Origin of the sequence: Paenibacillus typhae (genome assembly GCF_900099765.1) — a bacterium.
Taxonomy (GTDB): domain Bacteria; phylum Bacillota; class Bacilli; order Paenibacillales; family Paenibacillaceae; genus Paenibacillus_AQ; species Paenibacillus_AQ typhae.
In genome coordinates, this window is the sequence record NZ_FNDX01000067.1 from 1 (window position 1) to 24,775 (window position 24,775).

The window sequence follows — 24,775 nt, forward strand, 5'->3', positions numbered from 1 at the left end:
ACCAAGGCTTTCAGTACACGTCTCAGGCGTACAACACACGATTAGAGGAATTCGGCGTTAAAGGCAGCCACTCTCGCAAAGCAACCTGCCTGGATAATGCGTGCATCGAATCCTTTTTTTCGCACCTCAAGACAGAGAAGTTGTACCTTCACCAGTGTAAGTCAGAAGCCGAAATTCATCAAGCCGTCGAGGAATATATCTACTTCTATAACTACCAGCGGTTCCAGGCGAAACTCAAACAGCGCGCACCAATTGAGTATCGGCACGCGCTGGCTGCTTAGCTTTTTTTATCTGTCTACTTGACAGGGGTATGACCATAATGCAGCGGGGTACGGTTTTTCACTTATGCGCAAAATGGTTCATCCGGTTCTCATTCGTTCAGCGTCTGCATCAGCCTGTCGAGCTCCTCCCCGGTCAGATGCCGCCAAGCTCCCCTGTCCAGGCCGTCCAGTGTAATATTCATAATCCGGGTGCGTTCCAGACGCAGTACTCGTTGACCCAGCTCCTTGCACATCCGGCGGATCTGCAGGTTGAGCCCCTGGGTAAGTATAATCCCGAACTCCTGCTCTGCTATCGGATAGGTAATACAAGGCTTCGTGACGGTTCCGAGAATGGCGACACCGGCGGACATGGCCTCCAGAAATGCTGTGGTCACCGGATTGTCCACGGTTACATGGTATTCCTTCTCATGCTGATTTTCCGAACGCATCATTTTGTTAACAATATCACCGTCGTTCGTGAGCAGAATCAGACCCTCCGAGTGCTTGTCGAGCCGACCCACAGCAAAGATGCGGGAAGGATAGTTAATATAATCTATAATGTTGCCCTCAACCCCGTGCGCCGCTGTGCAGGTAATGCCAACCGGCTTGTTCAGGGCCAGATAAACGTGCTCCTGTGCAGTCAAGCTGACCGGGCTGCCGTCAACAGCGACCAGGTCATCCGGCTCCAAAAGGGTATTTTTGCCGCAAACCTCACCGTTAACTGTTATCCGGCCGGCTGCAAGCAGTCTGGCCGTTTCCCGGCGCGGGTAAATGCCGGTCATGCTCATGTATTTATCGATTCTCATCTCCAGATCCTATTTACTGCCGCCCTTTTTATTATCACTGCCGGCTTTTACTGCACCTTTCGGCCCCTGGCTGCCTGCCGGTCCCTTTTTCGGCTTCACCGGCTTGGCTGTTTTATTCCAGCGGGTCCAGCCCTTGCTGCCGGTTCCTCTGCCTGTGCCGCCGCCTTTACTTTTTGCCACAATATCACTCCGTCTTTTGTTCAGTTTCTCTGCAATCCAACCTATCTTACCATTATTAAGCATGGCCTGTCAGGTAAATACGCAAACAGCCTGCCGGAACCAGGTCCGGCAGGCTGCACAAAACGATATTATTTCGGCTGGATATAGCCTTCTGCCTTCAGCAGCTCTGCAATCAGCACGGCACCGCCGGCTGCGCCGCGTACAGTGTTGTGGGAGAGGCTGACGAATTTGTAATCATACAGCGAATCTTCACGCAGTCTGCCTGCGGACACGCCCATGCCGTTCTCGATGTCGCGGTCGAGCTTGGTCTGAGGACGGTTTTCTTCTTCGAAATAAGTGATGAACTGCTTAGGGGCGCTTGGCAGCTCCAGCTCCTGCGGACGTCCCTTGAAGCTGTTCCAGCGCTCCAGAATTTCTTCCTTGGAAGGCTTCTGTTCAAAGGAAGCGAACACCGCCGCCAGATGGCCGTCGGCTACCGGCACACGGATACACTGGCTGGTAATGATAGGCTGTTCGCTTTTAACGATACCTTCTTCAGATACCTCGCCCCAGATCCGCAGCGGCTCCTGCTCGCTCTTCTCTTCCTCACCGCCGATGTACGGAATGACGTTGTCAAGCATCTCCGGCCAGTCGGTAAAGGTTTTACCCGCGCCGGAAATGGCCTGATAAGTGGTTACTACAACCTTGGACGGCTTAAATTCCTTGAGGGCATTCAGTGCCGGCATATAGCTCTGGATGGAACAGTTCGGCTTAACCGCGATAAAGCCTGTTTCTGTACCCAGACGTTTGCGCTGCTGGGCGATAACCGCCAGATGCTCCGGATTGATCTCAGGAATAACCATCGGAACATCCGGTGTCCAGCGGTGTGCCGAATTATTGGAAATGACAGGTGTGCCTGTCTTGGCATACGCTTCTTCCAGCGCCTTGATTTCTTCTTTTTTCATATCTACAGCACAGAAAATCAGATCGACATCTGCAGCCACTTCTTCTACATTAGAGGCATCCTGAACCATAATGCCTTTCACCGCTTCAGGCATAGGTGTAGCCAGCTTCCATCTGCCTTTTACCGATTCTTCATACGTTTTACCGGCTGAATTCTTGCTTGCAGCAATAACAGTTACCTGGAACCAGGGATGATTCTCAAGGAGTGCAATAAAACGCTGACCCACCATACCGGTACCGCCAACGATACCCGCTCTTAATTTACTTGACATAAGGGATTCATTTCCTTTCAAGCAGCCCCTATTGTTAGGTGCTTTTTAATAACCGATTATATATGATATACGCAGCTTACACAATATGTGAATGAAAAGTAGTCGTGGTTAAAATCTCCCCCTGTTAGTTATTACTGGGCACCCAGCCGTTTGGCCAGCTCTCCAAGATCCTGGCCCTTCAGCGCGCCTTCAACCAGTGCCGGCAGCAGCGCCGGGGTACAGGCAAAGCAAGGTGTTCCATCCCTGGACAGCTGCCTTGCAAGCCTTTCGTCATAAGAGGGCTTGCCGGAATCGGACAAGGCCAGCAGTGTCATTGTGCGGACACCGGATTCCCGGAGCTCACGCATACGCCGTACCAGCGCAGCCTGATTGCCGTTCTCGTACAGGTCAGAGACGATGATAAACAGCGTTTTTTTGGGTTCTTCGATAAACTGCTCACAGTACTTCACGGATTTGTTAATGTCCGTACCGCCGCCGAGCTGAATGCCAAACAGCATATCAACCGGATCATTGGCGCATTGCTCGGTCAGGTCTACCACCTCGGTATCGAAGACAACCACACGGGTGTTCAAGGCCGGGATGCTGGCAAAAATCGAGCCGATCACCGAAGCCCAGATGACCGAATCCGCCATCGAGCCGCTCTGGTCTATATCGACGATTACCGTCCATTCCTTGCTGCGGCGGGCCCGGTCAAAGTAATAAAAACGCTCAGGAATCATAATCCGCCGCTCCTGGTCATAATGCTTGAGATTCCGCTGGATCGTCAGCTTCCAGTCCAGGCCGCTGAGCGACGGCAGAGGGGAATGCTGACGCTTGTTGAGCGCTCCGGTCACTGCACGCCGGATGTCTGTCTCCAGCAGCTTAACGAGATCATCGACCAGCGCCTTGACGAGCATCCGGGCTGTCTCCTTCGTCTTCTCAGGGATTTTGCCCTTCAGCGAGAGCAGGGTTCCCACCAGCTGAATGTCCGGCTTGACCGCCGCCAGCAGTTCAGGCTCAAACAGCAGCTGCTTCCAGCCTTTGCGCTCCATGGCATCGCTCTGGATAATGGAGACTACATCTTCCGGAAAGAAGCTGCGTACATCGCCCAGCCATTTGGACAGGTTCAGGGAGCCATGCCCGGAGCCTGAACCTCTGCCCTTGTTGCCGCTGGCCGCCGTCCCCGAATTCCCGCCGGCTCCCGTCTCATCATAAATAGCAGCCAGGGCAGCATCCATTACCCTTTCTTCTTCCGTCAGTGACAGCTGTCCGCCTTCCCCGTAGCCGGACAGCGCCGCATCCGCCTCCTGGCCGAGAATCAGCCGCCAGCGGGTCAACGTGTGCTCTTCTATATGTTCATTCGTCATTTAAAAATCACCGAAGTCAAAATCATTCAGCTCATCCAGCATTTTGGCTTCCTCCTCCTTCAGCTCACCGGTCAGCACCTCTGCCGCCTGCTCGCTGTTCACACCCCACAGCTCGCCCAGCAGCTCGGAAATCATTGTCTTCTCACGCGGGGAGAACGTACTGAACGCCCGGCGGAGAAAGACCAGTGCCCGCTTGAATTGGTCGTCATCCAGCGCATTGATATAATCATTCAGCTGCTCCCACAGGCTCATCCGTGACAGCAGGCCGTAATGGCCGCGCATCGACAGGCCTTCGAACCAGCCTGCGCCCAGATCAGCCGGTATGCCCGGGGACAAGCGGCGCGACACCTCAGCCGCAAGCTCCCCGGCCGATACGCTGCCGCGTTCCAGCAGAATCGCGCAGGCATAGCCGGACAGGCGCGGATTGCGGTCATCGCGCTCCGCGAGCTTGTGCAGCTCCTGCAGCCATTGACCGTCATTCAGCTTGTCGCCATGCTCCAGCGAGATCCCGTTCAGTTCATTCATTGCCGTCAGCATCGCCCCTGCCGCCTCATCGTTGCAGCCGCTGGCATCCAGCAGGAATAGGCAGCCTCTGTTGAACAGCTCCTCAAGCAGAGGCAGAAGCGGTGCAGTATCGACTTTGCGGATATCCCCGAAGCTCAGGATGGTTGACAGCTCACGGGCAGCAGCAGCCATTCCGGCCACGTCCCGGCTGAGGGCAGCCAGATTCTGCAGCACCCGTGTACCTTCCTCCATCTGGGCCGTCATGGCGCACTGGCAGGCAATCCGGATCAGCATTGAGGCTTCGGCGATTGAGCGGCATTCCTGCAGCTTCTCGCGCAGTACATACGCCGCTGCCACCTCAACGGTCTCACCCAACAGCGTCGATTCAACCACCTGAATCTCCACCTCGGGTGACCACTGAATGACCCAATGCTCCGCCCAGGTGGCACTGTCCTGGCCGCTCGGACGGTTCCTGGCAAAGGATATGCCCAGCAGGCTCAGCCGGTGAAACAAAACCGAACGGTTCAGATCAAGGAAGGCTGCCTGTTCACTGGATACTCTGCGGTTCTCGCGGAGATCAAGCTGCAGGTCGCTTGCTACCGCTGACTTGTATTTCTCCAGCTTATACTGCTTCAGCAGACGATTCAAATCATCCTGAATCGGGGTCTGACTGACACCTTCGGGCAAATAACCGATGGCCGTGCCGACATCGACCCGTGCCAGCGGCTCTGCAATCGCGCCGAGGTCTCCATGGCCAAGCAGTGTCTGGGCCGCATCGCGCAGGTCACGCAGCGCCGGCCTGCTGCCGCCATGCAGGGCAGCCAGCGATTCCGCCAGCCTGACCGCTTCAATAACTTCAGCGGTAGAGCGGTAAGTCCCGCCGCTGCGCACATGGCCGGCCACCGCGGAAAGATAGCGGTGCGGCAGCTCCTCTGGCTTGCCGGCAGCCATAGCGTCCCACATCATTTCAAAGTAATGTGGAGCTGCGTTGCCTGCGCCATAACCGGACATGGTAGACAGCTTGTAGTACGAGTATGGCATCAGCGTCAGCTTGGTACTGCGTGAAGGAAGCGCAGCCAGTTCTTCATCGCTCATCGGCGGCAGCGCTGCCGCCAGTGCAGAGGCGTGATACGCTCCGCAGATGACTGCAATTTTATCCGGCTTATGCCCTGCAGCAACCGTCTGCTGAATCTGACGGCGCATATAGGCTTCACGCAGCGCGTTGTAGGCATACTCGGAAGGCTGCTCCCTGAGCTCCTTCTCCTCTCCCAGCTCACGCATGTGCGCCGAAAAAGCATGTATGGCAGCCTGATACGCCCCGCTGCTGTCGTTATGTTCATAATTGCGTTCCCAATACATGTCGTAATCATATTCGCCGGCAAGCTGGGCAATCCGGCTGTAAACAGAATCTTCATCCTGGACCTCTGTCGCTTCCGGCTCGCCTGCCTGGTCAACGGAAGGCACTGCTTCCGGCCCGGCTGCTCTGCTCCGGTTCATTGCGCCCTGTAGACCGAGGGTTACAGATGACGGAAGATCAATAAAAGCAGCTTCCGCCTTATGCTTCCGCGCCCATTTCATCGCCTGATACTCCGGAGAGTAGATGGCGAACGGCCAGAGCACCGTGCGGACAGGAACCTGATCGGTGAACGCCAGGATGGCCACGGGGGGCCGGGTTGCTCCCTCGGTCAGATGGCGGATTTCATCCGTTGCATCACTGGGACCCTCGATCAGCACTGCTGTCGGCTTGTGCTCATCCAGAAAATCCAGCAGATGCCTGGCCCCGCCGGGTGACAGATGGCGCACCCCGAAGATACGTACCCCAGCTTCAGCGGCCGCAGTCACTCGTTCATCTCCTTACAGGCCTGATACAGGCTGCGCCACTCCGTTCCTTTTTTCTTCATCACATTATCAAGATATTCTTTCCAGACCAGCTTATCCTTGTCATCATCCTTGACAATGGCGCCCTGAAGGCCGGCTGCCAGATCATTGTCCGTCAGCTCACCGCTTCCAAAGCTTGCAGCCAGTGCCATACTGTTCGTCAGAAGCGAGATCGCCTCGGCGGTTGAAATCACTCCCGCCGGCGTCTTCACCTTCTCCTTCTTGTCCAGTGTCATCCCGCTGCGCAGCTCGCGGAAAATCGTAACCACCTTAAGCAGCGCATCATCTGCCGGAACAGCAGCCTGAAGTTCGTAGGAGGCAGCAATCTCGGCTACCCGCTTCTTCACAATGGACAGTTCCGTCTCGATATCTGACGGTGCCGGCAGCACAATGATGTTGAACCGCCGTTTCAGGGCGGCAGACATCTCATTGACCCCGCGGTCTCTGGTATTGGCTGTGGCAATAATCGAGAAGCCCTTGCGTGCGCTGGTTTCCTTGCCCAGCTCCGGTACGGAAATGGTCTTCTCCGACAGGATGGAGATCAGCGCGTCCTGCACTTCAGAGGCACAGCGTGATATTTCCTCGAAGCGGGCGATGCCGCCATCCTCCATGGCCCGCATAATCGGGCTTCTGACCAGCGCCTCCGGAGTCGGCCCGTTCGCCAGCAGCATCGCATAGTTCCAGGAGTAGCGCACCTGCTCCTCGCTGGTTCCTGCTGTTCCCTGAACAACCAGGCCGGAGTTGCCGTAAATCGCTGCCGCCAGATTCTCGGACAGCCACGATTTGGCCGTACCCGGCTCCCCGATCAGCAGCAGCGCCCGGTCCGTCACCAGCGTGGCTACTGCCATCTCAATCAGCCGTGTATTCCCGATATACTTCGGGGTAATCACCTTTTTGCCGGCTTTCCCTCCGGCGATAAAGGTCAGAACCGAACGCGGCGACATCTGCCAGCCGGCCGGGATTTTCCCGGTATCCTCCTTGATCAGCGCTTCAAGCTCCTCGCGGTACAATACCTCCGCCGGCAGCCGCATGTAATCCTGAAGCTGCTCTTGTCCCGTTGACATGTACACCTCTCCTTTGTGTAAACTCATGTATCTTCATATAGGTAGGCCACCCGCGCCGCCTACTGCCGGCTCCGCAGGTGACTAACCAGGTACTCCAGCTGGGTTTTGCTCTCGTAGCGGTATTTTGGCAGGACCGCTTCAATCCGTTCAACATAACTTGCCGGGAAGGCCAGCATCCGTTCAAGCAAATAAAAATGGAACATGTACGGATTTTGGAATCTCTGCTGCTCCACCACCGAGATCAGCAGCTCCTGCCGCTCCGCTTCAGGAAGCCCTGCACGTTCAAGTCCCTTAAAAAGATTGGACACGAAGTCAACATCTTTACGGTGTTTGCCTTCCCGGTTGAGCTTGGCGGTCAAATACTCCCTTACTCCGGAATGGCCGGGGCGGGCAAGGGCAGCTGCCAGCTCCGGCGCATCCCGTTCAATCGCCCAGTCCAGCCAGCGCGGGTTCCACTCAGCCGCAATCCGTTCCGGAGACAGCATCTCCCACACATACTGCTGGCGGCTTCCGGCATAATCCCAGGCGAGCTGATAAGTCACTCTTTCCGCATTCAGAATCTGCTCCTCCAGCGTATCCTGCAGCACCCGGTTGCGCGTGGCGGCATCTTTGGCCAGCCTCGCTTTCATCTTGTCGAGTAGCGAACCGCCGGCGAACTCATTGTAGAGCTCCTTGGCTGTAAGAAGCTGCTGCGCTGCGCGGAAGTAGTAGGACAGATAGCGGACGCTCTTGTTATCTAGCTCTCGCAGCAGCTCAAGTCCCTGCTCCGAGAGCGCAGTCTCCTGATACCGCGCCGCCCGGTCCAGCAAATGCAGCCAGCCTAGTGCGGCAAACCGGTCATAATGCTCAATAATAAAGCGGTATATTTCATCCAGCTGCGGATTGCGGATATCCGCAAGGGCTATCAGGTAAGGCGAGATTACATTCCAGAGCGCCTCATTCTTTTTGCTGTCTTTATGATCAGCTGCCAGGGCCTCCCGCAGCTCATCCATAAACTTCACTGACAGCCTTTCCCCGAGGGGGGCAGACGGATAATTCGCCAGCGCATAGGCTGCCAGCTCCCGGTCCTTCTTGCCGGCAAAAGCCTCAAACAGCCGCTCCAGCCCCTCTGCTGAGCCGCCTTCCGCAAGTGCCGTATATGCCGCTTCACGAATCGGCTTCTTCTTGTCCGCTGTCCATTCCAGCAGTGCCTGGATATATTCCTGCGGACCGGCCAGACAGAGAATAGCCGCCGCCCGCACATCATCACTGCCGCTGCAGGCAGCCTTGTAGATCTCTTCAAGCAGCTCCGGACGGCCTACCGCTTTGATCACGTGCAGCTTGCGGACTTCGCTTTTTCCGCCGGCGGGATTGAAATGCTGAGCCAGATAATCGGCTGCAGCCGGTCCATAGGACGGCAGAATCTTGTTCATGGCAAAGTCAGCAAGCTCCGCATAAGGATCGCCAAGCGCGCCGACGGCCAGCGGGAGCAGCCGCAGATCCTGGAACACGCCATCCTTGAACGCCTCAAGCACCGTCTCATATCGGCCGCTCCCTGTCGTTGTCAACGCCTGGCGGACGGCGGCAATCTTTCTGGAGGAAACCCCGGTTTCCAGACCAAACGCGCTGCCCTGCAGCTGAACAGCTTCACTGCCGGATGGCGATGTGCTGCCCTGCGTATACAGCACCGATTCCAGCAGCAGCGTCAGGTCCTGCAGCTTCACTGCCGAACTCTGCCCTGCTGCAGCCTCTGATGTCACCAGAGCCGAAATCCCCTCACCCAGTCGCTTGAACACTGCCGCCCGCTCGCCCAGCTGCTCGAACTGCGGCAGAAGCCGTTTCAGGCGAAAATCATCCGCAGCCAGATCGCTGCCCGCAATATATAGTCTTCTGACCTCCTGATGAAGCTCCTGCAATAATGCTGTACTCATGCGCGTCCCCCTAACGAGATAGTATGCAATGCTATTTATTCAGACTTATAGTTAGTTAGAGCAGCCTTGTCATTCCTTCAGCATGAATGATGCCAAGCGGCTGGGCTGCAAGTCTGCCCCGATCCATATCATGTTCAAACATGACCAGCAGGGTGCAATGCTCAAGGCAGACCGGCGGCAGAAACGGCAGCAGGACGGTTGCGCCCTGTGACAGGGCGGGAATATCCTCCAGCACCAGCTGTCCCCCGGCTTCATCGGTTATCAGGTACTCGCCTTGAGCGGTCTGACTGATACTTACTGCATGGAGCAGAAGCACCGGCTCCTTGTCACTCAGCGGATTCTTAAGCTGGTTCTTCACTTTCTTGACCGCCTCTGCAATGGAGCGGTGGGCATGAGCATGAACCTGATCCAGATCAGCCGGAGTAACCGGTCTTGTTGTCATACCTTCATAGCGGACCCGCGGATTCATATCTCCCGGATATTTATACAGCAGCGGCACCTCAGCCACTTCGTAGAAGCTGTCTTCCTCACGCAGCAGCTTGGCTGCCTTGTACGGACGGTAATGCAATGTCTTGTAAACGGCACCGGCGGACATATCCAGCCAGTACCCCTGGTCTACGAATTCCTGGCGGGCTTTGTCATCATAGCTGTAAAAAGCCAGCTGAAGCAGCTCCGCATTCTCCGCTGTCAGCCCGTACTCCTTCAGCTCGGATAGCTGCCAGGCATGGCCCAGCCATTCATCAATCGTTGATTCATGGTCAAGGGCCAGCTCGGGGTCCTCGCTTCTGGCAGTCAGATAGCTGCGGCCTTTCTTAATGAAGGCATGCAGCAGGGTCAGCTGCCGGACCGCATATGTATAGCCATGTTCACGGTCCTCTCCTTTACCAAGCAGCAGCGCAAACCGGCGCAGCTCAATCTGCGCACCGGACAGATAATAGTTGCCAAGCTGCTTAACATGCTCCTGCACGGTCTTGAGCGTCTTCGCGTCGATTGATGACAAGCCGCCGCGGATCAGCGAGAGCACCAGCTTCTCCAGCAGGTCCAGCCCTTCCAGCTGGGCGGTGATTTTTTTCTTGAGCGCAGATTTATTAACCTTCTTCGGTTTGGCCGGGCTGCCTTCGGCAGCCTGCTTTACCTTGTTTTCTTCCCGTTTCTCCGCCTTCTCCCGTTTGGCTGCGATATCCTCCGGAACAGGTGCAGGAGTAAAGGTCTGTCCCTCCACATAGGCGTACAATAATCCAAGGGCATGCTTGCAGGGAAACTGGCGGCTCGGACAGGAGCAGCGGAACACCGGATTCTCCGGAGCAATGAAGTCTACAGAGCATTCGTACGGCGTTTTGCCGCTTCCCGCACATTGTCCGAACAGCAGCTCGCCGTTCTCGGTGCGGTGAAGCTGAATAAAGCTCTTTTTGCGCACCAGGCCCTGGCCGTTCTTGATGGCGGCTGTGTTTGGTGCTAAGGAATCGACATAGGATGATGTAAGTTCAGGCAAAGCATATACCTCCCGACTTGTAAGCTGAAATATGAGAACAGATTGGACTTACATAAAAATGGCACATAACCTCATTTACCCATACCGGGCGGATAAGATCACATGTTTGCATTTATCTTAACAAAAATAAACTGCGCTTCCAATCTTACAGGTCCTGTTATGGAAAAATTGGGCAATAGGAACTATACAAAGCAGCCGCCCCCCCGACATCAGCCAAAAAAAATAGGACGGACCCCCTAAGGTCCCTCCTTCTCGGCAGACAGACTGCCGCCGCCCGCACGCTATAGCTAAAAGCATTTTATTTAAACCAGCCCTTTTCCTTGAAGCGTGTGATCGCCTCAATCCGGTTGCCGACATCCAGCTTGTCCAGAATCACCGAAATATAGTTGCGGACGGTTCCCGTTGTGATATAGAGCTGGCTGGCGATTTCTTTTGTGTTTTTACCGTCGGCGATCAGGCCGAGCACTTCCTTCTCACGCTGGGTCAGCGGATTGGCTTCGCTGCTGTAGGCTTCATCCATCAGCTCAGGGGCATAGATTCGTCTGCCGCCCATGACGCTGCGGATGGAGAGAGCCAGCTCCTCGCTGGGGCTGTCCTTAAGCAGATAGGCATCCACACCGGCTTTTACAGCACGCTCAAAATAACCGGTCCGGGCGAACGTGGTCAGGATCATGATTTTACAGCCGGAGCCCTTCAGCGCTTCAGCCGCCTCAAGTCCGGTCATCGCCGGCATTTCAATGTCCATGATGCAGATGTCCGGTTTATGCTGCTGCACAAGCTTGACCGCTTCCTCACCGTTGCCCGCGCGGCCTACTACCTTCATGTCCTCCTCCAGATCCAGCAGCGAAGCCAGTGCTCCAAGCAGCATGCGCTGGTCTTCGGCAATCACGATATGAATCATCCTTCTTTCGCCTCCATTTCCAGTTGCCGGATTACAGTCGGTACTTTAATAATAATCGTCGTTCCGCTGTTCTGTGAAATCTCCATACACCCGTTCACGAACTCCAGCCGCTCCCGCATCCCCTGGATGCCGTGGCCTTTATAATTCAGATTAGCCCCGTTAAGGCCATTGCCGTTATCAGACACCCTGATTGCCAGCTCCGTTCGGGAGGGCTCGATTTGAATGCGGCACTGCGAGGCCCCGCTGTGCTTTACTACATTCGTCACTGCTTCTTTGATGCACATACTGAGCACATTTTCTGTAATCAATGAAGTATTGTCCAGCTTCGGGCTGCCCTCCAGCTCAAACTCAATCTCCGCCGCCTGCAAAAGCTGCCTGATCCGCACCAGCTCATCCTCCAGCCGGATGCCCCGCATCTGGGTGATCATCTCCCGGACCTCTTTAAGCGCGCTTCTTGCCGTCTGCCTAACATCGTTAATTTCCACGATCGCCTGCGCCGGGTTTTTACCTATCAGCTTGCCGGCCAGGTCGCTCTTGAGCCCGATCAGGGATAGCTTTTGGCCCAATGTATCATGCAAATCCCGTGAAATCCGCTGCCGCTCTTCCATTATGACCAGTTCAGAGATCCGTTTGTTGGCATCCTCCAGCTGGCCCTGCAGCTTATCCTGGTTATTGCGGTTGTAAGTGGTGGCCGGAAGCAGCACTACAGCAATGATACTGACGAGCACAAAGGGCAGCTGGGACAAAAACACCGGATTACGCGTGATCAGCTCGTAATTGATTGCCACAATCGTCGTCAGCAGATGAATCGTGTACATCGTGAAGAAGCCCGCCCGGCTCTGGATATTCCCGATAAAAAAAGCCAGAAACAATGCGAAATACATATACCCGAACATGAGCGTCATTGTTATCGAGACCACAATCTGCACACTCGTCCAGAAGTAGACCAGCCAGCCCCGGGATTTGAACGCAAGCACATAACAGGCAAAAAACAGAATAATCATGACAATACCGTATACCCACCGGTCCATCGAAGATGAACGGAAGATCGAGTAAAACGGAAGAATATAGAACACGACCCAGACGTAAGGGCTGAGACCTGTACTTTTATGAAAAATATGATGCCATTTCTGCATATCCGCCATCCTTTTTGCCAGCAAGTTTGTACCCCCATTTTAGCATAATCTGCGGCAAAAAAGAGAAGAAGCGCACCCGCCGCCAATATGCGTGTCTGCTTCCCCTCCTGACTCCTGCTACGGAAGCCTGCTATTTGGCCTGCAATCCGGCTTTCTGTATCTTCAGCCCTTCCACAGCAGGCAACGGCTGACGCAGGCGGTTCTTGATTTCCTTAAAGCTGACAAACCCTTTATTCTCCTCATCCCACAGGCGGAACCGGAGCGCCTTCAGGCTTGTGCCGATTGTAATAGTCGTTGCTTTCTGCAGCGGCGGCGTGGCGTTGTGGGCCAGCTCCAGATTATAGTTAGGCACTTTAGGCGCCAGATGATGCACATGGTGAAAGCCGATATTCCCGGTGATCCACTGCAGCAGCTTAGGCAGCTTGTAATACGAGCTTCCTTCTACGGCAGCCATAACATAGCTCCATTCCTCTTCATGCTCAAAAAAAGTATCCTCAAACTGATGCTGCACATAGAACAGCCAGATGCCCAGAAAACCCGAGACGAATACGATTGGCAATTGTACCAGCAGGAATGCCTGCCAGCCTACAAGCCAGATCATCGCGGCATAAAGGGCAACAATAAGCACATTCGTCAGGTACGTATTCATCCGCTCCTGGCGTCTGGCGCTTTTTACATTGAAGCGGTACTGGATCAGGAACACTGCAATCGGGCCTGCGCCGAACATGACCAGCGGATTGCGGTAAATCCGGTACCAGAGGCGCTGCAGCGGCTTGGCTGCGATATACTCATCCACAGTCATAATCCAGATGTCGCCGATGCCCCGTTTGTCGAGGTTACTGCTGCCGGCGTGATGGATCGAATGGCTTCTTTTCCACTGGCGGTAAGGGACAAGGGTCAGCACGCCGGTAAGCGTTCCGAGAATATCATTCGCTTTGCGGTTCTTGAAGAACGAGCCATGGCAGCAGTCATGAAAAATAATAAAGGTGCGGATGACAAAGCCTGCAGCCGGTATGGCAAACAGCAGGGTCAGCCAGTAGGATACGGGTAGGCTGAAATAGGCAGCCGTCCATAACAGGAACAGCGGGCCAAGCGTATTAACCATCTGTTTTATACTTGTTTTTCGGTCATTTTTTTCAAAAGGGGCCACGCTTTTCTTCAGGCTGGAGAGCTGGGATGCAGTGCTGCTCTTGGACATCAGTAGGTTCCTCCTTGTATGTGCGCTCACTCTTCATATATTTACCTTAATTATAGTGAAGAGTGTGTCATGACCGTAAGACATAAACATCAAGGAACGGGTATGACATTTATCATACTGCGTCAAACCGGAAGCGATCCTGCTTCAGCCCGGTTGCATTAAACACAAACAAGCCGCAGTACCCGGAGAGCGTTACCCACCAGGCAGCTGCAGCTGCAAATTCAGATCGTTTATTCATTTTTAACGTTGTCTCTGTCGGCCTCCTCAGCCTTCACCCGCCAGCCTCAGCATCTCTTCCCGGTATTCCGTCGGCGTCTTCCCTGTGGCCTTCTTGAACACCTGGGTAAAATATTTCGGGTCCTGGTAACCGACCAGCGGCGCCACCTGGTATACCTTGACACTGCTGTTCTGCAGAATGTATTTCGCTTTCTCCATCCGGCAGTGGGTTACAAATTCGAGGAAGGTATAGCCGGACACCTGCTTGAAAAGGGTGCAGAAGTGGCTGATACTCAGATCTGCAACCTCCGCCACTTCCTCAATGCTCAGATCCTTGTGGTAGTTGTCCTCAATGTATCTTTTCACTTTGTCGACCACGCTGCGGCCGTCGTCTCGCGCCGCCTGCCTGCTGCCTTCCAGCATCCAGTCCCGGAAATCCTGCTTGAGCACATTGATGACCGCCGACAGCGTCCCGAGGCCCTGCAGTTTTCCCATCAGCTCTTCCAGCGGCCACTCCGCCTGCAGCCCCATCTGTTCAAACTGTCTGTACAGGACGACGACGAGCTCAATGATCACCCGCTGGGCCAGCTCCTTGGTCAGTGACTGAGCTTCAATGAAGCAGGCCATCTCATCGAACAGCAGCAGCATCCGCTCCAGATTCAGCGTACGGATGCTCTCGATCAGCGACAGCTCCAGCTCCTTGGGATACTGTACCTCGCGTTCCCCGGCTTCCGGCGTCTCCTCTTCGATGAATACACCGGCCTCACCGGAATAAAAGCGCCGGTACAACGCTTTGGCAGCGAGCGGATACACGGTGCTCAGCTGGTCAATGCCCTGTGTACTGCGGCTGATCCCTACCGAGCAGTGCAGCTTGGAGTAGCGCTTGATGTCTGCGACAAGCCGCTCGCCGAGCTCCTTCCTGACCGTGCTCAGATTTCCTGGGAACAGCAGCACCCATTCTCCGTTGTAGAACGGAAAAATAGACAACGCACCATTCTCCAGCGACCATTCCTCCAGGATGTTGCGGATCGCAAACAGCCACAGATGCTTCTCCTCTGCACTCCATTTGGCGGTTAGGGAGGCATAGTCATCCAGCCTCACCACCGCCATAAAATACTCGCGCTCCAGCTCGCTGTTCTCCAGCCATTTCAAATGCTGCAGCGGCCGGGGATTGCCGAGCGTGAACTCGGCGAACATCCGCTCCCTCGCCAGTATGGACAGCATCTGTACCGAATGCATCAGCTGTTCATTCTCCTTCTGGCGGTCCAGCTTCGCCCGCGCCCGGGTAAGCATATCCGTCAGTTCGTCATGATCAATCGGCTTAAGCAGATAGTCAAAGGCACCTAGCCGCAGGGCATCACGCGCATATTCAAATTCCCCGTAGCCGCTGATAAAGATAAACAGCAGCTTCGGATTCTTCGGAAGCAGTTCCTTCATTAATGCGATTCCGTCAATCACCGGCATCCGGATGTCGCTGATCACAATCTGCGGTGAGCTTTCCTCGATCAGCCGCAGCGCGGCTTCCCCGTTGCGGGCTTCACCGGCAATCGTCAGGCCCAGCTCCTCCCAGGGAATAGCCACCTTTAAGCTGCGCAGAATAATCGGCTCATCATCCACCAGCAGCACTTTGTATTGTTCTTGCCGTGCACCCACTTCCCGCACCTCCCAGGTTTATTGTACAGCCGAGCTCTGTATAAGATTCCAGTACTGCTCCGACGCGGACTGCAGCTGCTGCAGGGCGTCCCCCGCCCCCAAGCCGCCGTCTATCATTTCTTCGATGACACTGAGGAAGGTCTTCTTCACTTCAGGCGACAGCAGGTTGTCATACGGCACAAAGCTCTGGCGATCCTTGGCCATAATCTCCATCACCTGCGCGAACACGGGTCCGGTCTTCTCAGGGTCAAAATCAATCCGCATCGAAGGAATTCTGAGCCCTTCGTACACTATCCGCGTTTGGATTTCTTTGGTATAGAAGGCTTTCATCAGCTCAAGCGCCGCCTCGCGCTTCCCCCCCGTCAGGCTCGCGGACAAACCGATACCGATCGTGTAACCTCCGGCTATAGAAGGCTCAGTGCCTTTTGTCAACGACGGGAACGGAATGACTCCTACCTCATTTTCGAAGCCTTCCGGAGCCGTCTCTCCGGTGAACAGGTTAATATCCCAGTTCCCGTTCAGATACATTGCGGCTTCGCCGCTGCTGAACATGCGGACCGCATTTTCGGGGGAAGTATCATTCGAGCCTGCGCTGAACGCCCCTTCGCCGATCCACTTTTCCAGGTGGCTGAACGCTTCCAGATACGCCTTATTCACGAAGGCAGCACCGTCTTTGCCTGTAACCAGCTTCTGGATCAGGTCCGGTCCGGCATAGCGGTCCATCAGATAATGGGCGAAAATACCGGCCGGCCAGCGGTCCTCATTGCCAAGCGCAAACGGGGTAATTCCCGCCTCCTTCAGCTGCCGGATTGCCTCATCCAGCTCGCTGACCGTTTCCGGCGGCTTGATGCCCAGCTTCTGGAATAAGGTCTTGTTATAATACAGCGGCTCGGCATTCCCTTCGATCGGCAGCCCGTAAATATGCCGGTCAAAGGTCCACAGATGCAGGTCGCTGAACTGGTTCCCCAGGCCGTTATCCTGTACGAAGCCGGTCAGGTCCATCAGCCGGTTGGACCTTGCATAAGGCTCAATCTCTGCGCCGCCGAACAGCACGAACATGTCAGGCGGAGTGCCGGTAACCATTTCGCTTTTGAGCTTTTGCTCGCGGTGAATCGTTTGATCCAGCCCTTCAAAGTTCACCTTTACGTTCGGATGCTCCTTCTGATACTCCTGAACGACTTCCTCAAAGATGGCCAGCAGCGGCCGGTCATGCTCCTTCATCCAGAAATGGCGGAAGGTCAGTGTTATTTTCTCGGGGGAATTATCTTCAATCGGCTCCTTATTGCCAAACGAAATAAATAATACCGCTCCGGCCATCAGTGCTATATAGAGCAGAATCCAGCCCCATTTGGTTAACCATCTCACCGCATTACTCCCCGCTTTCATCCTGTTTAGGTGTTTCATGGCTGTATGGTCGGAATCCGGATACAGATCGTCGAACCGAATCCAGGGGAAGAACAGACCATAATGCCGTAAGGATGGCCAAACCGGATATTCAGGCGCTCATGCACATTCCGCAGCCCGACACCGCTGTCCGCGTATTTCTTGGGGTTGCTGTGCTCCGTGTCCCACAGGCTCATCAGGGTTGAGAGGTCAAAGCCGGGCCCGTTATCCTTCACGATAATAATGATATCCTTGCTGCTGCGCTGTGCGCTGATCGTAATCTCCCCGTGCTCCTCCATCTGTTCAATCGCGTGATAGAGCGCATTCTCAACAATCGGCTGGACAATCAGCTTCTGGGTCATCACCTGCCTGAGTGTATCGGGAAGGTCGATCCGGTAGCTGAATTTATCCTCGAACCGGAATTTCTGAATGTCCAGATAATGCCGGACATGCTCAAGCTCCATCTGCAGCGGAATCAGCTCCTGGTTCTGGCTGATGCTGATGCGCAGCAGCTTGCCGAGTGAAACGACCATCTTGCTGATATCGCGGTTGCCCGCCAGCACGGCCATCGAGTTGATCGATTCCAACGAGTTGTAGATAAAGTGCGGGTTGATCTGGGCCATCAGCGCCTGCATTTCCGCTTCCTTCTTGCGCCCCTGCTCAGTCTGTACCTGCTGGATCAGCTCACTGATCTGCGAGCTCATCCGGTTGAAGCCGTCGATCAGCAGGTCGCTCTCATCATCTGAGCGCAGCGGTGTTGTAATCGGCATAAAAATGCCCTGTTTTACCCGCTTCATCCCGTTGACCGCACTGTTGATGCTGCGCACCAGCCTTCTGACGAAGTAGCGGTCAAACAAAAAGGCGGACAATAGTGAAACCGTTCCCAGAATGATCGCCAGATTACGGATCGAATCGGACTCCGAGGAGATCAGATTCATCGGGGTAATCGCCGCAAGATACCAGTCTGAATTATGTGAAGGCAGGAAAGTAATCAGCGATTTCTCCCCCTGATAGTTGTCAATATAATAGTCCTGGCTCTTGGTATAATCTGCCTGCAGAAAAGGAAACTCCGTCCGCTGCCCGATATGCTCCCCGGACTTGTTGAAGACGATATTGCCCTGCTTGTTGACCAGCAGGATATCCCCTTTCTTCAGCGTTGCCGCCTCCCAGAAAATCTGGTCCAGCAGATCCGGTTTGACGTATACGACCAAATAGCCGATATCCTCCAGAGAGTAATAGTCTTTAATGACTCTGGCCTGCACCAGCACCGGATTGCCCGCTGCCTCCGAGCCGTTCTCTCCCGGGCCGGACCAGACCGGGCGGCCTTCGGCGCCTTCCATCGCGCCATACCACACCTGCTTCCGCATATCTGCGAAGGACATCGGCGCATTGTACTGGTACAGCAGCCGGTCTTTGCCGTAAAGGCTGAAGGAGGTGATCATCGGGTGATTGATCAGCAGGTTGTTGATCTCCTGCTTGCGGTCATAGGTCAGCACAAAATTCGGCTGTTTCAGCGACTGCTGGATGGCAGGCTGCGTAATGGCCGAATTCGTAATGGATGATATTTCGCTGAGTGCGAATTTTAGTTTACGGTCGGTCTCAAGTAATGAGATCCAGTAAAAGCTGCTCGATTTCTTCTCCATTGCATTTGAAAAGTTCACGTATGTGACAATTCCCATGACAATAACGGGAATAAATACGAGAAGAATAATAGCGAACAGAATTTTGCGTCTTAGCTTCATTGCCGTTTACCTTCCCCCTGCTGTCTTCAGCCGGACTCAAGCGGAAAGCATGCCGCCCCTGCCTGCAAGGACGGCACTGCCGCTTCTGCCTCCTCTATTATTCTTCACGTATGGTTCAGTTTCCTGTTAACCGCTTTGGGAAAAAGCGGATTAGCTCTTGATAGCGCCTGAGGTCAGGCCGGCGATAACCCAGCGGCTGAACAGCAGAAATACAATCAGCAGCGGCAGCGTCGCCGTAAAGGTTGCGGACATAATCATGCCGTAGTCTAGGCCGTCACGGGTGGTGAAGAGCTGCTGAAGTGCGATCTGGATGGTGTAGTGCTCCTTGTTCTTCAGCACAACAAGCGGCCAGAAGAAGTCATTCCACACGGTCATGAAGTTAAGGATACCGAGTGTTGCCATAGCCGGGGTAATAACCGGCACGGCGATATTCCAGAAAATCCGGAAGTGGCCGCCGCCGTCGATCCGTCCCGCTTCAATCAGCTCGGTCGGCACCGCAGAGGCAATATACTGCCGCATCCAGAAGATCCCGAACGCATTGACCATTGCCGGTACAATCAGTGCCTTGTAGCTGTCAATCCAGTGCAGCTTAGCCATGATAACATAAGTCGGAAGCACGCCCAGCTGCTGCGGAACGATCAGGGTAGCGATAACAAATACGAACAGCGCGTTTTTGAACGGAAATTCATATTTGGCAAAAGCGTAACCGGCCAGTGTACAGAAGAAGACGACCGAAACGGTTACCATCGAGGATACAAACAGGGAGTTGCCAAGCGCCTGGAAGAAATCCGCTTTTTCCAGTACACGCTTGAAATTGTCAAAGAACTGGTCGCCGACGGTCAAAAGCGGCGGTACATGGAACACAGCCCCCTTGTCGTTGGTGCCGACAACAAACATCCAGTAGAACGGGAATACCGAGACCAGCGCCCCGAGAATAAGCAGGAAATAAAAGCCCAGCTTGCCGAAGAAGCCGAGATCATCCGGTTTTTTTCTGAACATACGCAGTGTACTCATGCTTTCTTGCCTCCAGTGTCTCCGCCTGTGCCTCTGGAAATCAGCATGTTAAGGATGGAGAAGAGAATTGTGACGAGGAACAGCATAACCGCTGTTGCCGCCGCTGTACCGAAGAAGCCGTTACGGAACGCCTCACTGTACAGATAAGTAACCATGGTAATCCCTTCCTGGCGGGTAGAGCCGGTTCCAGCCTGGCCAAGGAATACATAAGGCTCGGTGAACAGCTGCAGGGCGCCGATTGTCGACTGCAGGGATACAAAGATAATGAAAGGCTTGAGCAGCGGCAGCGTAATTGCGAACAGCTGCTGTCTGCGGTTGGCGCCGTCAATGCGGGCGGATTCATACAGGTCCATCGGAATACTCTGCAGTCCGGACAGGAAGATAATCGCGTTGTAGCCAGTCCACCGCCACATCACCATAGTGGAAATGGCGATTTTGACACCCCACCAGCCGGAGTTGAAGGCAACACTTTCAAGCCCGAGGCCGTTCAGCATCCAGTTGATCATCCCGTTATTTCCGAACAGGGTGCTGAATACGAGCGTAACGGCCACAATGGACGTAATATTCGGCATAAAGTAAAGAATACGGAACGTCTTTTTAAATTTGGTCATTCCCGAGTGCAGCAGCACGGCCAGCAGCAGCGCAAGCATAACCTGCGGGACCGTACCCATCAGGCCCATAATGAGCGTGTTGCTGAAGGAAATCCAGAAGGTCGGGTCACTGGTGACCAGATCATAGTTTTTGAAACCGACGAATTTCATCGGATTGAGTGCATCCCATTTAAAGAAGGATAAATAGAAGGTAAAAAAGATCGGGTATAGTCCGAATATCGAGAACAGAATAAAGAACGGTGAGATAAAGGTATAGGCCGTAATCCGGCTCCGTCTTTGTTCAGTTAAAAAAGGGCGTTTGCTCTCGGCATGCGGACTCGTAATTACGGGTTCTGCCATGTCACACCTCCAGGATAATTAAGAAAGCTCTATTTCCGAAGAATCCGGATTCCCGGGGGCTGCCTGCCCTCTCAGGAATCCGGATGTCCGGTTCATATCACGCTTGATGCTTAGAGTCTAGCTGCGTTCAGCAAGAGTCTTCGCCTGTTTTACAGCTTCATCCCACTCTTTTGCAGGATCGGCTTTCTTCTCGATTACGTTCTTGAGCGCATTCTTGAAGAAGGTATCGGTCTGGTCATGCAGCGGTCCGTAGTATACCGGTTTAACACGGTTAGCCGCTTTACCGAACTCCACAGCGGTCTGCTGTCCGCCGAAGAAATCATCCTTGAAGTCTACGAATGCAGGATCTTCATACAGCGCAGGAATTGAAGGCATCAGACCTTTGGTCTTGAAGGATTCCAGCTGATTGTCCTTGTTAACCAGCCACTGGATGAAATCATAAGCTTCTTTCGGGTGTTTGCCTTCCTTAGGCAGGGTGATGAACGATCCGCCCCAGTTACCGGCACCTTCAGGCAGCTGGGCAATTTTCCATTTGCCGGCCGAATCCGGTGCGTTGCTCTTGATATTACCGGCCATCCATGCTGGTCCCATGACTACGGCGAACGATCCGTCGCTCATGCCTTGACCCCATTCAGGCGACCACAGCAGGTAGTTGCTGATCCAGCCTTCCTGGATGCCTTTTACTGTGAAATCATAAGCTTTCTTGACCTGCGGATTGGTGTCGCCAATGAACTTCCCGTCAGCCTTGCCGAAGTAGATTTCATCTGCAGACTGGTCGCGTAGGGCATTATAGGTCAGGTCAGTCAAGTCAGAGAAGTATTTGCCGGTCTTGTCTTTGTAAGCCTTGGCTACAGCAGCAAACTTGTCCCAGGTGTCGATCGCCGCGCTGAAGCCCTCAGGATCGCTAGGCAGTCCGGCTGCTTCAGCCAGATCGGTGCGGTAGTAGACAACTGTCGGCCCGATATCTGTCGGAAGTCCGAGCTGGAAGCTGCCGTCGATCGAGGAAGCCTGCTTCCATTTCCAGTCCAGATAGTTAGCCTGAATGTCTTTGGCGCCAAGGTCGTTCAGGTTGTAGAATTTGTCCTGGGCACTGATGAAACGCTCCATGAAACCGATTTCAAGTTGGAAAATATCAGGCGCGCCGGAGCCTGCGGACAGAGCGGTGGTCAGATTGTTGTGGTGTGCAGTCTGGTCACCTGTATTCTGGATTTTGATCGTAACGTTCGGATGCTCCTTGGTATACTCGTTCGCCAGCTCTTCATAGTTGACGTTACCGAGTGTCCAGAAGGACAGCTCCACTTTTTCAGCCGGTTCTGATGTGGCTGCATCTGTAGCAGGTGCATTTGTACTTGATGCGTTGTTACCAGCATTCTCTTTGCCCGCATTATTCTCTGCATTGTTGCCCCCGCATGCTGCCAGTGATCCAACCAGCATAACGGACGCAAGTGCAAGCGCCAGGTTCTTTCCTGTTTTCATTCCTCTGTACCCCTCTCAAAGGTTTCTCTTACAAGACTTAGTGTACCGTAGGAGAACTGTTTTGCAGAGGAGGCAAACTTCCGATTTAGGGTTGAAATACTTACGATTCCGGGCAGTCCGGATTGGATTTATCACTCCTCCACAGGTATACTGGTTGTATTTCCGGTTCATATTCACAGCCAAAAGGAGAATGCTCTTATGCCTATCAACCGCCCGCTGTATACCGACAGTGACTTCCAGGAAGCGATTGAGCGCAAGCTGCCGGTACGGGTCTTTGAAGATGATCATCTGGTGAATTCAGGGGCAACGGTTGTCCGTTTCACCGATTCCGATGTCATTATCCAGTCGCGTGTCAGCGACTTAACCTATTACTCGCGCCGCACCTGCCAGTTCTTTGAAGTAAGAGGCTAAATCATGAAAGGACAGCCTTCCGGAACCTGCGAGTTGTGCTGCCGTTCTCCCCTGGCAACCACTGTCCACCATCTGGTTCCCCGCGAAAAAGGCGGCGCCCTGCAGCCGACCGCTCTGCTGTGCAAAGCCTGCCACCGGCAGATCCACGCACTTTATACGAATGATGATCTGGTGACCCTTGACCTGACTACCATTGCGGCCCTGCGGCAGGATACTCAGATCGCTTCCTACCTGAAATGGATCGTCAAACAGGCTCCGGGAGCAGAGCCCAAGCTCCGCAAGTCACAGCGTGTCCGCGGGAAACGCTGAGCCAATTGTCTGTTTCTTAATAATGTGACTAGAGTACGTTCAGCAGGGAGACACTATGGGGCGAGAAACGGCTGAACAGCCGATACCAAACTATAGTGAGGTGCTGTAATGTTCAAACGATTTGATGAAATTGCCATCGAAATTCCTGCAGTTGAGCGTCCGGACCCTAATGCTGCCGCTGCCGTACAAGAGCTGATGGGCGGGAAATTCGGCGAAATGTCTACCTTGAACAACTATCTGTTCCAATCGTTTAACTTCCGCGGCAAGAAAAAGCTGAAGCCCTTCTATGATCTCGTTACCAGTATTACTGCCGAAGAGCTCGGTCATGTGGAGCTGGTTGCCCACGCCGTGAACAAGTGCCAATGCGGCTCTACGGAGTATAAAGAGCCTGACCAGACTCCGCTCAATCCATTTAAGGATATGCGGAACACCTATTTTGCGCTTGCCGGCGCCCAATCCGCTCTGCCGATTGATTCAATGGGCCGCCCCTGGAGCGGGGAATATGTATTTAACAGCGGCAATCTGATTTTGGATCTGCTGCACAATTTCTTTCTGGAATGCGGAGCCAGAGCTCATAAGATGAAGGTATATGAATTGACCGATCATCCGGCTGCGCGCGAGGTTGTGGGATATTTGCTGGTGCGCGGCGGGGTGCATGTGGTTGCTTACGCCAAAGCCCTGGAAATGGCTACAGGTGTCGATGTCAGCAAGCTCGTTCCTATCCCCTCTCTGAGCAACAAAGCTTTTACAGAGACACATAAGTATGAATCCAAAGGTCTCCACACAAAGCTGTATACCAACAGCGATAACGATTTTACGGCCATTAAACAAATCTGGAAAGGCCCGCATCCCGAGGACGGGAAGCCGCTTGAGGTAGTGGAAGGTTCCCCGAAAGGATACCCGATAGCCGATGCGCCGGAGGTTCCTGAAGAATTTGCCCCCGGTATTTCCGAGGAGGATTTCCTGGCCATCGCCGCACGTTTGCAACAGGCTGCCGGTATTCACTGATTACGGACTTACGCAAAAAAGCCGGCTTCTGCTCTAATGCAAAAGCCGGCTTTTAATATTCATCACAGTGAATTGGCTGTGAAAAGAGCCATAGAATTCTTCAGGTTACCGCTTTAACAGATTCGAGCTGTTGAGCTTCTCGTTAAGGATATCCTGAAAGCTTTGCGTTTTATCTTCGCTTCTGGTCTGCTTGTGCTCGGTGACCGGGTGAGGTCTAAAAAATTGATGATTGTAAGCCATAAGATTATGTACTGCCATATTCATAATGGTTCAGCCTCCTTCCGAAATCTACACCCTTGCACGGATGCGAATCAACTTATGGTTTATATAACCCGATACATCCATTCTCAAACCCTTTTTTTGCATATTTTATGCACTAGAGTAAAGGGCTGGGTTTAAACCAGCCCCTCCTCATCAAACCGTACGTGAGGTTTTCCCTCATACGGCTTTCCGATGTTCGTCATTCATGTGCATGCAGATCACAATAGCGTTTTTAGTCCATACCTATTGGCCATATACTTAACCTCAGATCGTGAACTTATCCATCTCCCGCGTTGTCTCTTCTTTGCGTACCACCGGGTTAAGCGTTGCAGAATATACCAATCCAGTTTCGCTAATCTCTTTTGGCTGTAGTTCGTGTAGTAATAATTTCTCCATCCTTGAATCTTCGGATTGAGCCATTCTACATGCTCCGCGAACGATCTTAAGCGCATGCTCGGTGGTG

At 53.8% G+C, this 24,775-nt stretch carries 24 protein-coding genes; 4 read left to right on the forward strand and 20 right to left on the reverse strand.

The window, feature by feature from the left end; all coding sequences use genetic code 11:
* The coding region (locus tag BLR64_RS28710) for an IS3 family transposase (protein WP_139172140.1) at positions 1-281 on the forward strand (281 nt) is incomplete at its 5' end.
* 89 nt (positions 282-370) lie between these two features.
* Here the strand turns inward: BLR64_RS28710 and BLR64_RS28715 are convergent.
* The 18 genes from BLR64_RS28715 to BLR64_RS28795 form a co-directional block, all read right to left on the reverse strand.
* Entirely contained in the window at positions 371-1,066 is a 696-nt protein-coding gene (locus BLR64_RS28715; protein ID WP_090719987.1) for a pseudouridine synthase, read from the reverse strand.
* 9 nt (positions 1,067-1,075) lie between these two features.
* Positions 1,076-1,249 carry a DUF3934 family protein gene (locus BLR64_RS28720; protein WP_090720022.1) on the reverse strand — a complete coding sequence of 58 codons (174 nt, stop codon included), beginning with the start codon at positions 1,247-1,249 and terminating at the stop codon, positions 1,076-1,078.
* A gap of 125 nt (positions 1,250-1,374) precedes the next feature.
* Complete coding sequence (gene asd, locus BLR64_RS28725; protein ID WP_090719989.1) at positions 1,375-2,460, reverse strand: aspartate-semialdehyde dehydrogenase; 1,086 nt, start codon at positions 2,458-2,460, stop codon at positions 1,375-1,377.
* Between the two features lie 131 nt (positions 2,461-2,591).
* The gene (locus BLR64_RS28730) at positions 2,592-3,806 is read right to left on the reverse strand and encodes a VWA domain-containing protein (RefSeq protein WP_090719991.1); all 1,215 of its coding nucleotides are present in this window, start codon (positions 3,804-3,806) and stop codon (positions 2,592-2,594) included.
* A complete protein-coding gene (locus tag BLR64_RS28735; RefSeq protein WP_090719993.1) occupies positions 3,807-6,152 on the reverse strand; it encodes a DUF5682 family protein in 2,346 nt (781 codons plus the stop codon).
* On the reverse strand, positions 6,149-7,252 hold the full coding sequence (locus BLR64_RS28740; RefSeq protein WP_090719995.1) for an AAA family ATPase: 1,104 nt from the start codon (positions 7,250-7,252) through the stop codon (positions 6,149-6,151). Before BLR64_RS28740 ends, BLR64_RS28735 begins: the two co-directional genes overlap by 4 nt.
* A 59-nt stretch (positions 7,253-7,311) precedes the next feature.
* Entirely contained in the window at positions 7,312-9,162 is a 1,851-nt protein-coding gene (locus BLR64_RS28745; protein WP_090719997.1) for a HEAT repeat domain-containing protein, read from the reverse strand.
* A gap of 55 nt (positions 9,163-9,217) precedes the next feature.
* Positions 9,218-10,654, reverse strand: a complete 1,437-nt coding sequence (locus tag BLR64_RS28750; protein ID WP_090719999.1) for an SWIM zinc finger family protein — start codon at positions 10,652-10,654, stop codon at positions 9,218-9,220.
* 298 nt (positions 10,655-10,952) lie between these two features.
* Entirely contained in the window at positions 10,953-11,555 is a 603-nt protein-coding gene (locus tag BLR64_RS28755) for a response regulator transcription factor (RefSeq protein ID WP_090720001.1), read from the reverse strand.
* On the reverse strand, positions 11,552-12,691 hold the full coding sequence (locus BLR64_RS28760) for a sensor histidine kinase (protein WP_090720024.1): 1,140 nt from the start codon (positions 12,689-12,691) through the stop codon (positions 11,552-11,554). Before BLR64_RS28760 ends, BLR64_RS28755 begins: the two co-directional genes overlap by 4 nt.
* Positions 12,692-12,821: 130 nt before the next feature.
* A complete protein-coding gene (desA, locus tag BLR64_RS28765) occupies positions 12,822-13,889 on the reverse strand; it encodes a Delta(5) desaturase DesA (protein ID WP_090720003.1) in 1,068 nt (355 codons plus the stop codon).
* A gap of 112 nt (positions 13,890-14,001) precedes the next feature.
* Positions 14,002-14,127: a hypothetical protein gene (locus BLR64_RS31095; RefSeq protein ID WP_279615494.1), complete on the reverse strand. Its 126-nt coding sequence runs from the start codon at positions 14,125-14,127 to the stop codon at positions 14,002-14,004.
* Positions 14,128-14,153: 26 nt separating this feature from the next.
* Positions 14,154-15,758 (reverse strand): response regulator, encoded by a 1,605-nt coding sequence (locus tag BLR64_RS28770; protein ID WP_090720005.1) that lies wholly within the window; start codon positions 15,756-15,758, stop codon positions 14,154-14,156.
* An 18-nt stretch (positions 15,759-15,776) separates the two neighbouring features.
* The gene (locus tag BLR64_RS28775) at positions 15,777-17,123 is read right to left on the reverse strand and encodes an ABC transporter substrate-binding protein (protein ID WP_090720007.1); all 1,347 of its coding nucleotides are present in this window, start codon (positions 17,121-17,123) and stop codon (positions 15,777-15,779) included.
* A gap of 35 nt (positions 17,124-17,158) precedes the next feature.
* Positions 17,159-18,883: a sensor histidine kinase gene (locus BLR64_RS28780; RefSeq protein ID WP_090720009.1), complete on the reverse strand. Its 1,725-nt coding sequence runs from the start codon at positions 18,881-18,883 to the stop codon at positions 17,159-17,161.
* Positions 18,884-19,033: 150 nt separating this feature from the next.
* Positions 19,034-19,897: a carbohydrate ABC transporter permease gene (locus tag BLR64_RS28785; RefSeq protein WP_090720011.1), complete on the reverse strand. Its 864-nt coding sequence runs from the start codon at positions 19,895-19,897 to the stop codon at positions 19,034-19,036.
* Positions 19,894-20,847 carry a carbohydrate ABC transporter permease gene (locus BLR64_RS28790; protein WP_090720013.1) on the reverse strand — a complete coding sequence of 318 codons (954 nt, stop codon included), beginning with the start codon at positions 20,845-20,847 and terminating at the stop codon, positions 19,894-19,896. The genes BLR64_RS28785 and BLR64_RS28790 overlap by 4 nt, the downstream gene beginning before the upstream one ends.
* A gap of 117 nt (positions 20,848-20,964) precedes the next feature.
* A complete protein-coding gene (locus BLR64_RS28795; protein ID WP_090720015.1) occupies positions 20,965-22,323 on the reverse strand; it encodes an ABC transporter substrate-binding protein in 1,359 nt (452 codons plus the stop codon).
* A gap of 198 nt (positions 22,324-22,521) precedes the next feature.
* On the opposite strand from BLR64_RS28795, the gene BLR64_RS28800 reads away from it, so the two are divergent.
* The 3 genes from BLR64_RS28800 (at position 22,522) to BLR64_RS28810 (ending at position 24,051) form a co-directional block, all read left to right on the forward strand.
* The gene (locus BLR64_RS28800) at positions 22,522-22,734 is read left to right on the forward strand and encodes a hypothetical protein (RefSeq protein ID WP_090720017.1); all 213 of its coding nucleotides are present in this window, start codon (positions 22,522-22,524) and stop codon (positions 22,732-22,734) included.
* 3 nt (positions 22,735-22,737) lie between these two features.
* Positions 22,738-23,043, forward strand: coding sequence for an HNH endonuclease (locus BLR64_RS28805; RefSeq protein WP_090720019.1), 306 nt, complete (start codon positions 22,738-22,740; stop codon positions 23,041-23,043).
* Between the two features lie 108 nt (positions 23,044-23,151).
* Positions 23,152-24,051 carry a manganese catalase family protein gene (locus tag BLR64_RS28810; RefSeq protein ID WP_090720020.1) on the forward strand — a complete coding sequence of 300 codons (900 nt, stop codon included), beginning with the start codon at positions 23,152-23,154 and terminating at the stop codon, positions 24,049-24,051.
* A 105-nt stretch (positions 24,052-24,156) separates the two neighbouring features.
* Here the strand turns inward: BLR64_RS28810 and BLR64_RS30490 are convergent, their stop codons facing one another.
* Together BLR64_RS30490 and BLR64_RS28815 are read right to left on the reverse strand one after the other, a co-directional pair.
* Positions 24,157-24,315 (reverse strand): hypothetical protein, encoded by a 159-nt coding sequence (locus tag BLR64_RS30490; protein ID WP_167360806.1) that lies wholly within the window; start codon positions 24,313-24,315, stop codon positions 24,157-24,159.
* A gap of 215 nt (positions 24,316-24,530) precedes the next feature.
* The gene (locus tag BLR64_RS28815; protein WP_090718575.1) at positions 24,531-24,764 is read right to left on the reverse strand and encodes a group II intron maturase-specific domain-containing protein; all 234 of its coding nucleotides are present in this window, start codon (positions 24,762-24,764) and stop codon (positions 24,531-24,533) included.
* Positions 24,765-24,775 lie beyond the last annotated feature (11 nt).

Coding starts and splice junctions, on each gene's coding strand:
- BLR64_RS28715 (WP_090719987.1), bottom strand. CDS start 1,066: ATGAGAATCGATAAATACATGAGCATGACCGGCATTTACCCGCGCCGG.
- asd (WP_090719989.1), bottom strand. CDS start 2,460: ATGTCAAGTAAATTAAGAGCGGGTATCGTTGGCGGTACCGGTATGGTG.
- BLR64_RS28730 (WP_090719991.1), bottom strand. CDS start 3,806: ATGACGAATGAACATATAGAAGAGCACACGTTGACCCGCTGGCGGCTG.
- BLR64_RS28740 (WP_090719995.1), bottom strand. CDS start 7,252: ATGTCAACGGGACAAGAGCAGCTTCAGGATTACATGCGGCTGCCGGCG.
- BLR64_RS28745 (WP_090719997.1), bottom strand. CDS start 9,162: ATGAGTACAGCATTATTGCAGGAGCTTCATCAGGAGGTCAGAAGACTA.
- BLR64_RS28755 (WP_090720001.1), bottom strand. CDS start 11,555: ATGATTCATATCGTGATTGCCGAAGACCAGCGCATGCTGCTTGGAGCA.
- BLR64_RS28760 (WP_090720024.1), bottom strand. CDS start 12,691: ATGCAGAAATGGCATCATATTTTTCATAAAAGTACAGGTCTCAGCCCT.
- desA (WP_090720003.1), bottom strand. CDS start 13,889: ATGTCCAAGAGCAGCACTGCATCCCAGCTCTCCAGCCTGAAGAAAAGC.
- BLR64_RS31095 (WP_279615494.1), bottom strand. CDS start 14,127: ATGAATAAACGATCTGAATTTGCAGCTGCAGCTGCCTGGTGGGTAACG.
- BLR64_RS28780 (WP_090720009.1), bottom strand. CDS start 18,883: ATGAAGCTAAGACGCAAAATTCTGTTCGCTATTATTCTTCTCGTATTT.
- BLR64_RS28785 (WP_090720011.1), bottom strand. CDS start 19,897: ATGAGTACACTGCGTATGTTCAGAAAAAAACCGGATGATCTCGGCTTC.
- BLR64_RS28790 (WP_090720013.1), bottom strand. CDS start 20,847: ATGGCAGAACCCGTAATTACGAGTCCGCATGCCGAGAGCAAACGCCCT.
- BLR64_RS28795 (WP_090720015.1), bottom strand. CDS start 22,323: ATGAAAACAGGAAAGAACCTGGCGCTTGCACTTGCGTCCGTTATGCTG.
- BLR64_RS28800 (WP_090720017.1), top strand. CDS start 22,522: ATGCCTATCAACCGCCCGCTGTATACCGACAGTGACTTCCAGGAAGCG.
- BLR64_RS28805 (WP_090720019.1), top strand. CDS start 22,738: ATGAAAGGACAGCCTTCCGGAACCTGCGAGTTGTGCTGCCGTTCTCCC.
- BLR64_RS28810 (WP_090720020.1), top strand. CDS start 23,152: ATGTTCAAACGATTTGATGAAATTGCCATCGAAATTCCTGCAGTTGAG.
- BLR64_RS30490 (WP_167360806.1), bottom strand. CDS start 24,315: ATGAATATGGCAGTACATAATCTTATGGCTTACAATCATCAATTTTTT.
- BLR64_RS28815 (WP_090718575.1), bottom strand. CDS start 24,764: ATGCGCTTAAGATCGTTCGCGGAGCATGTAGAATGGCTCAATCCGAAG.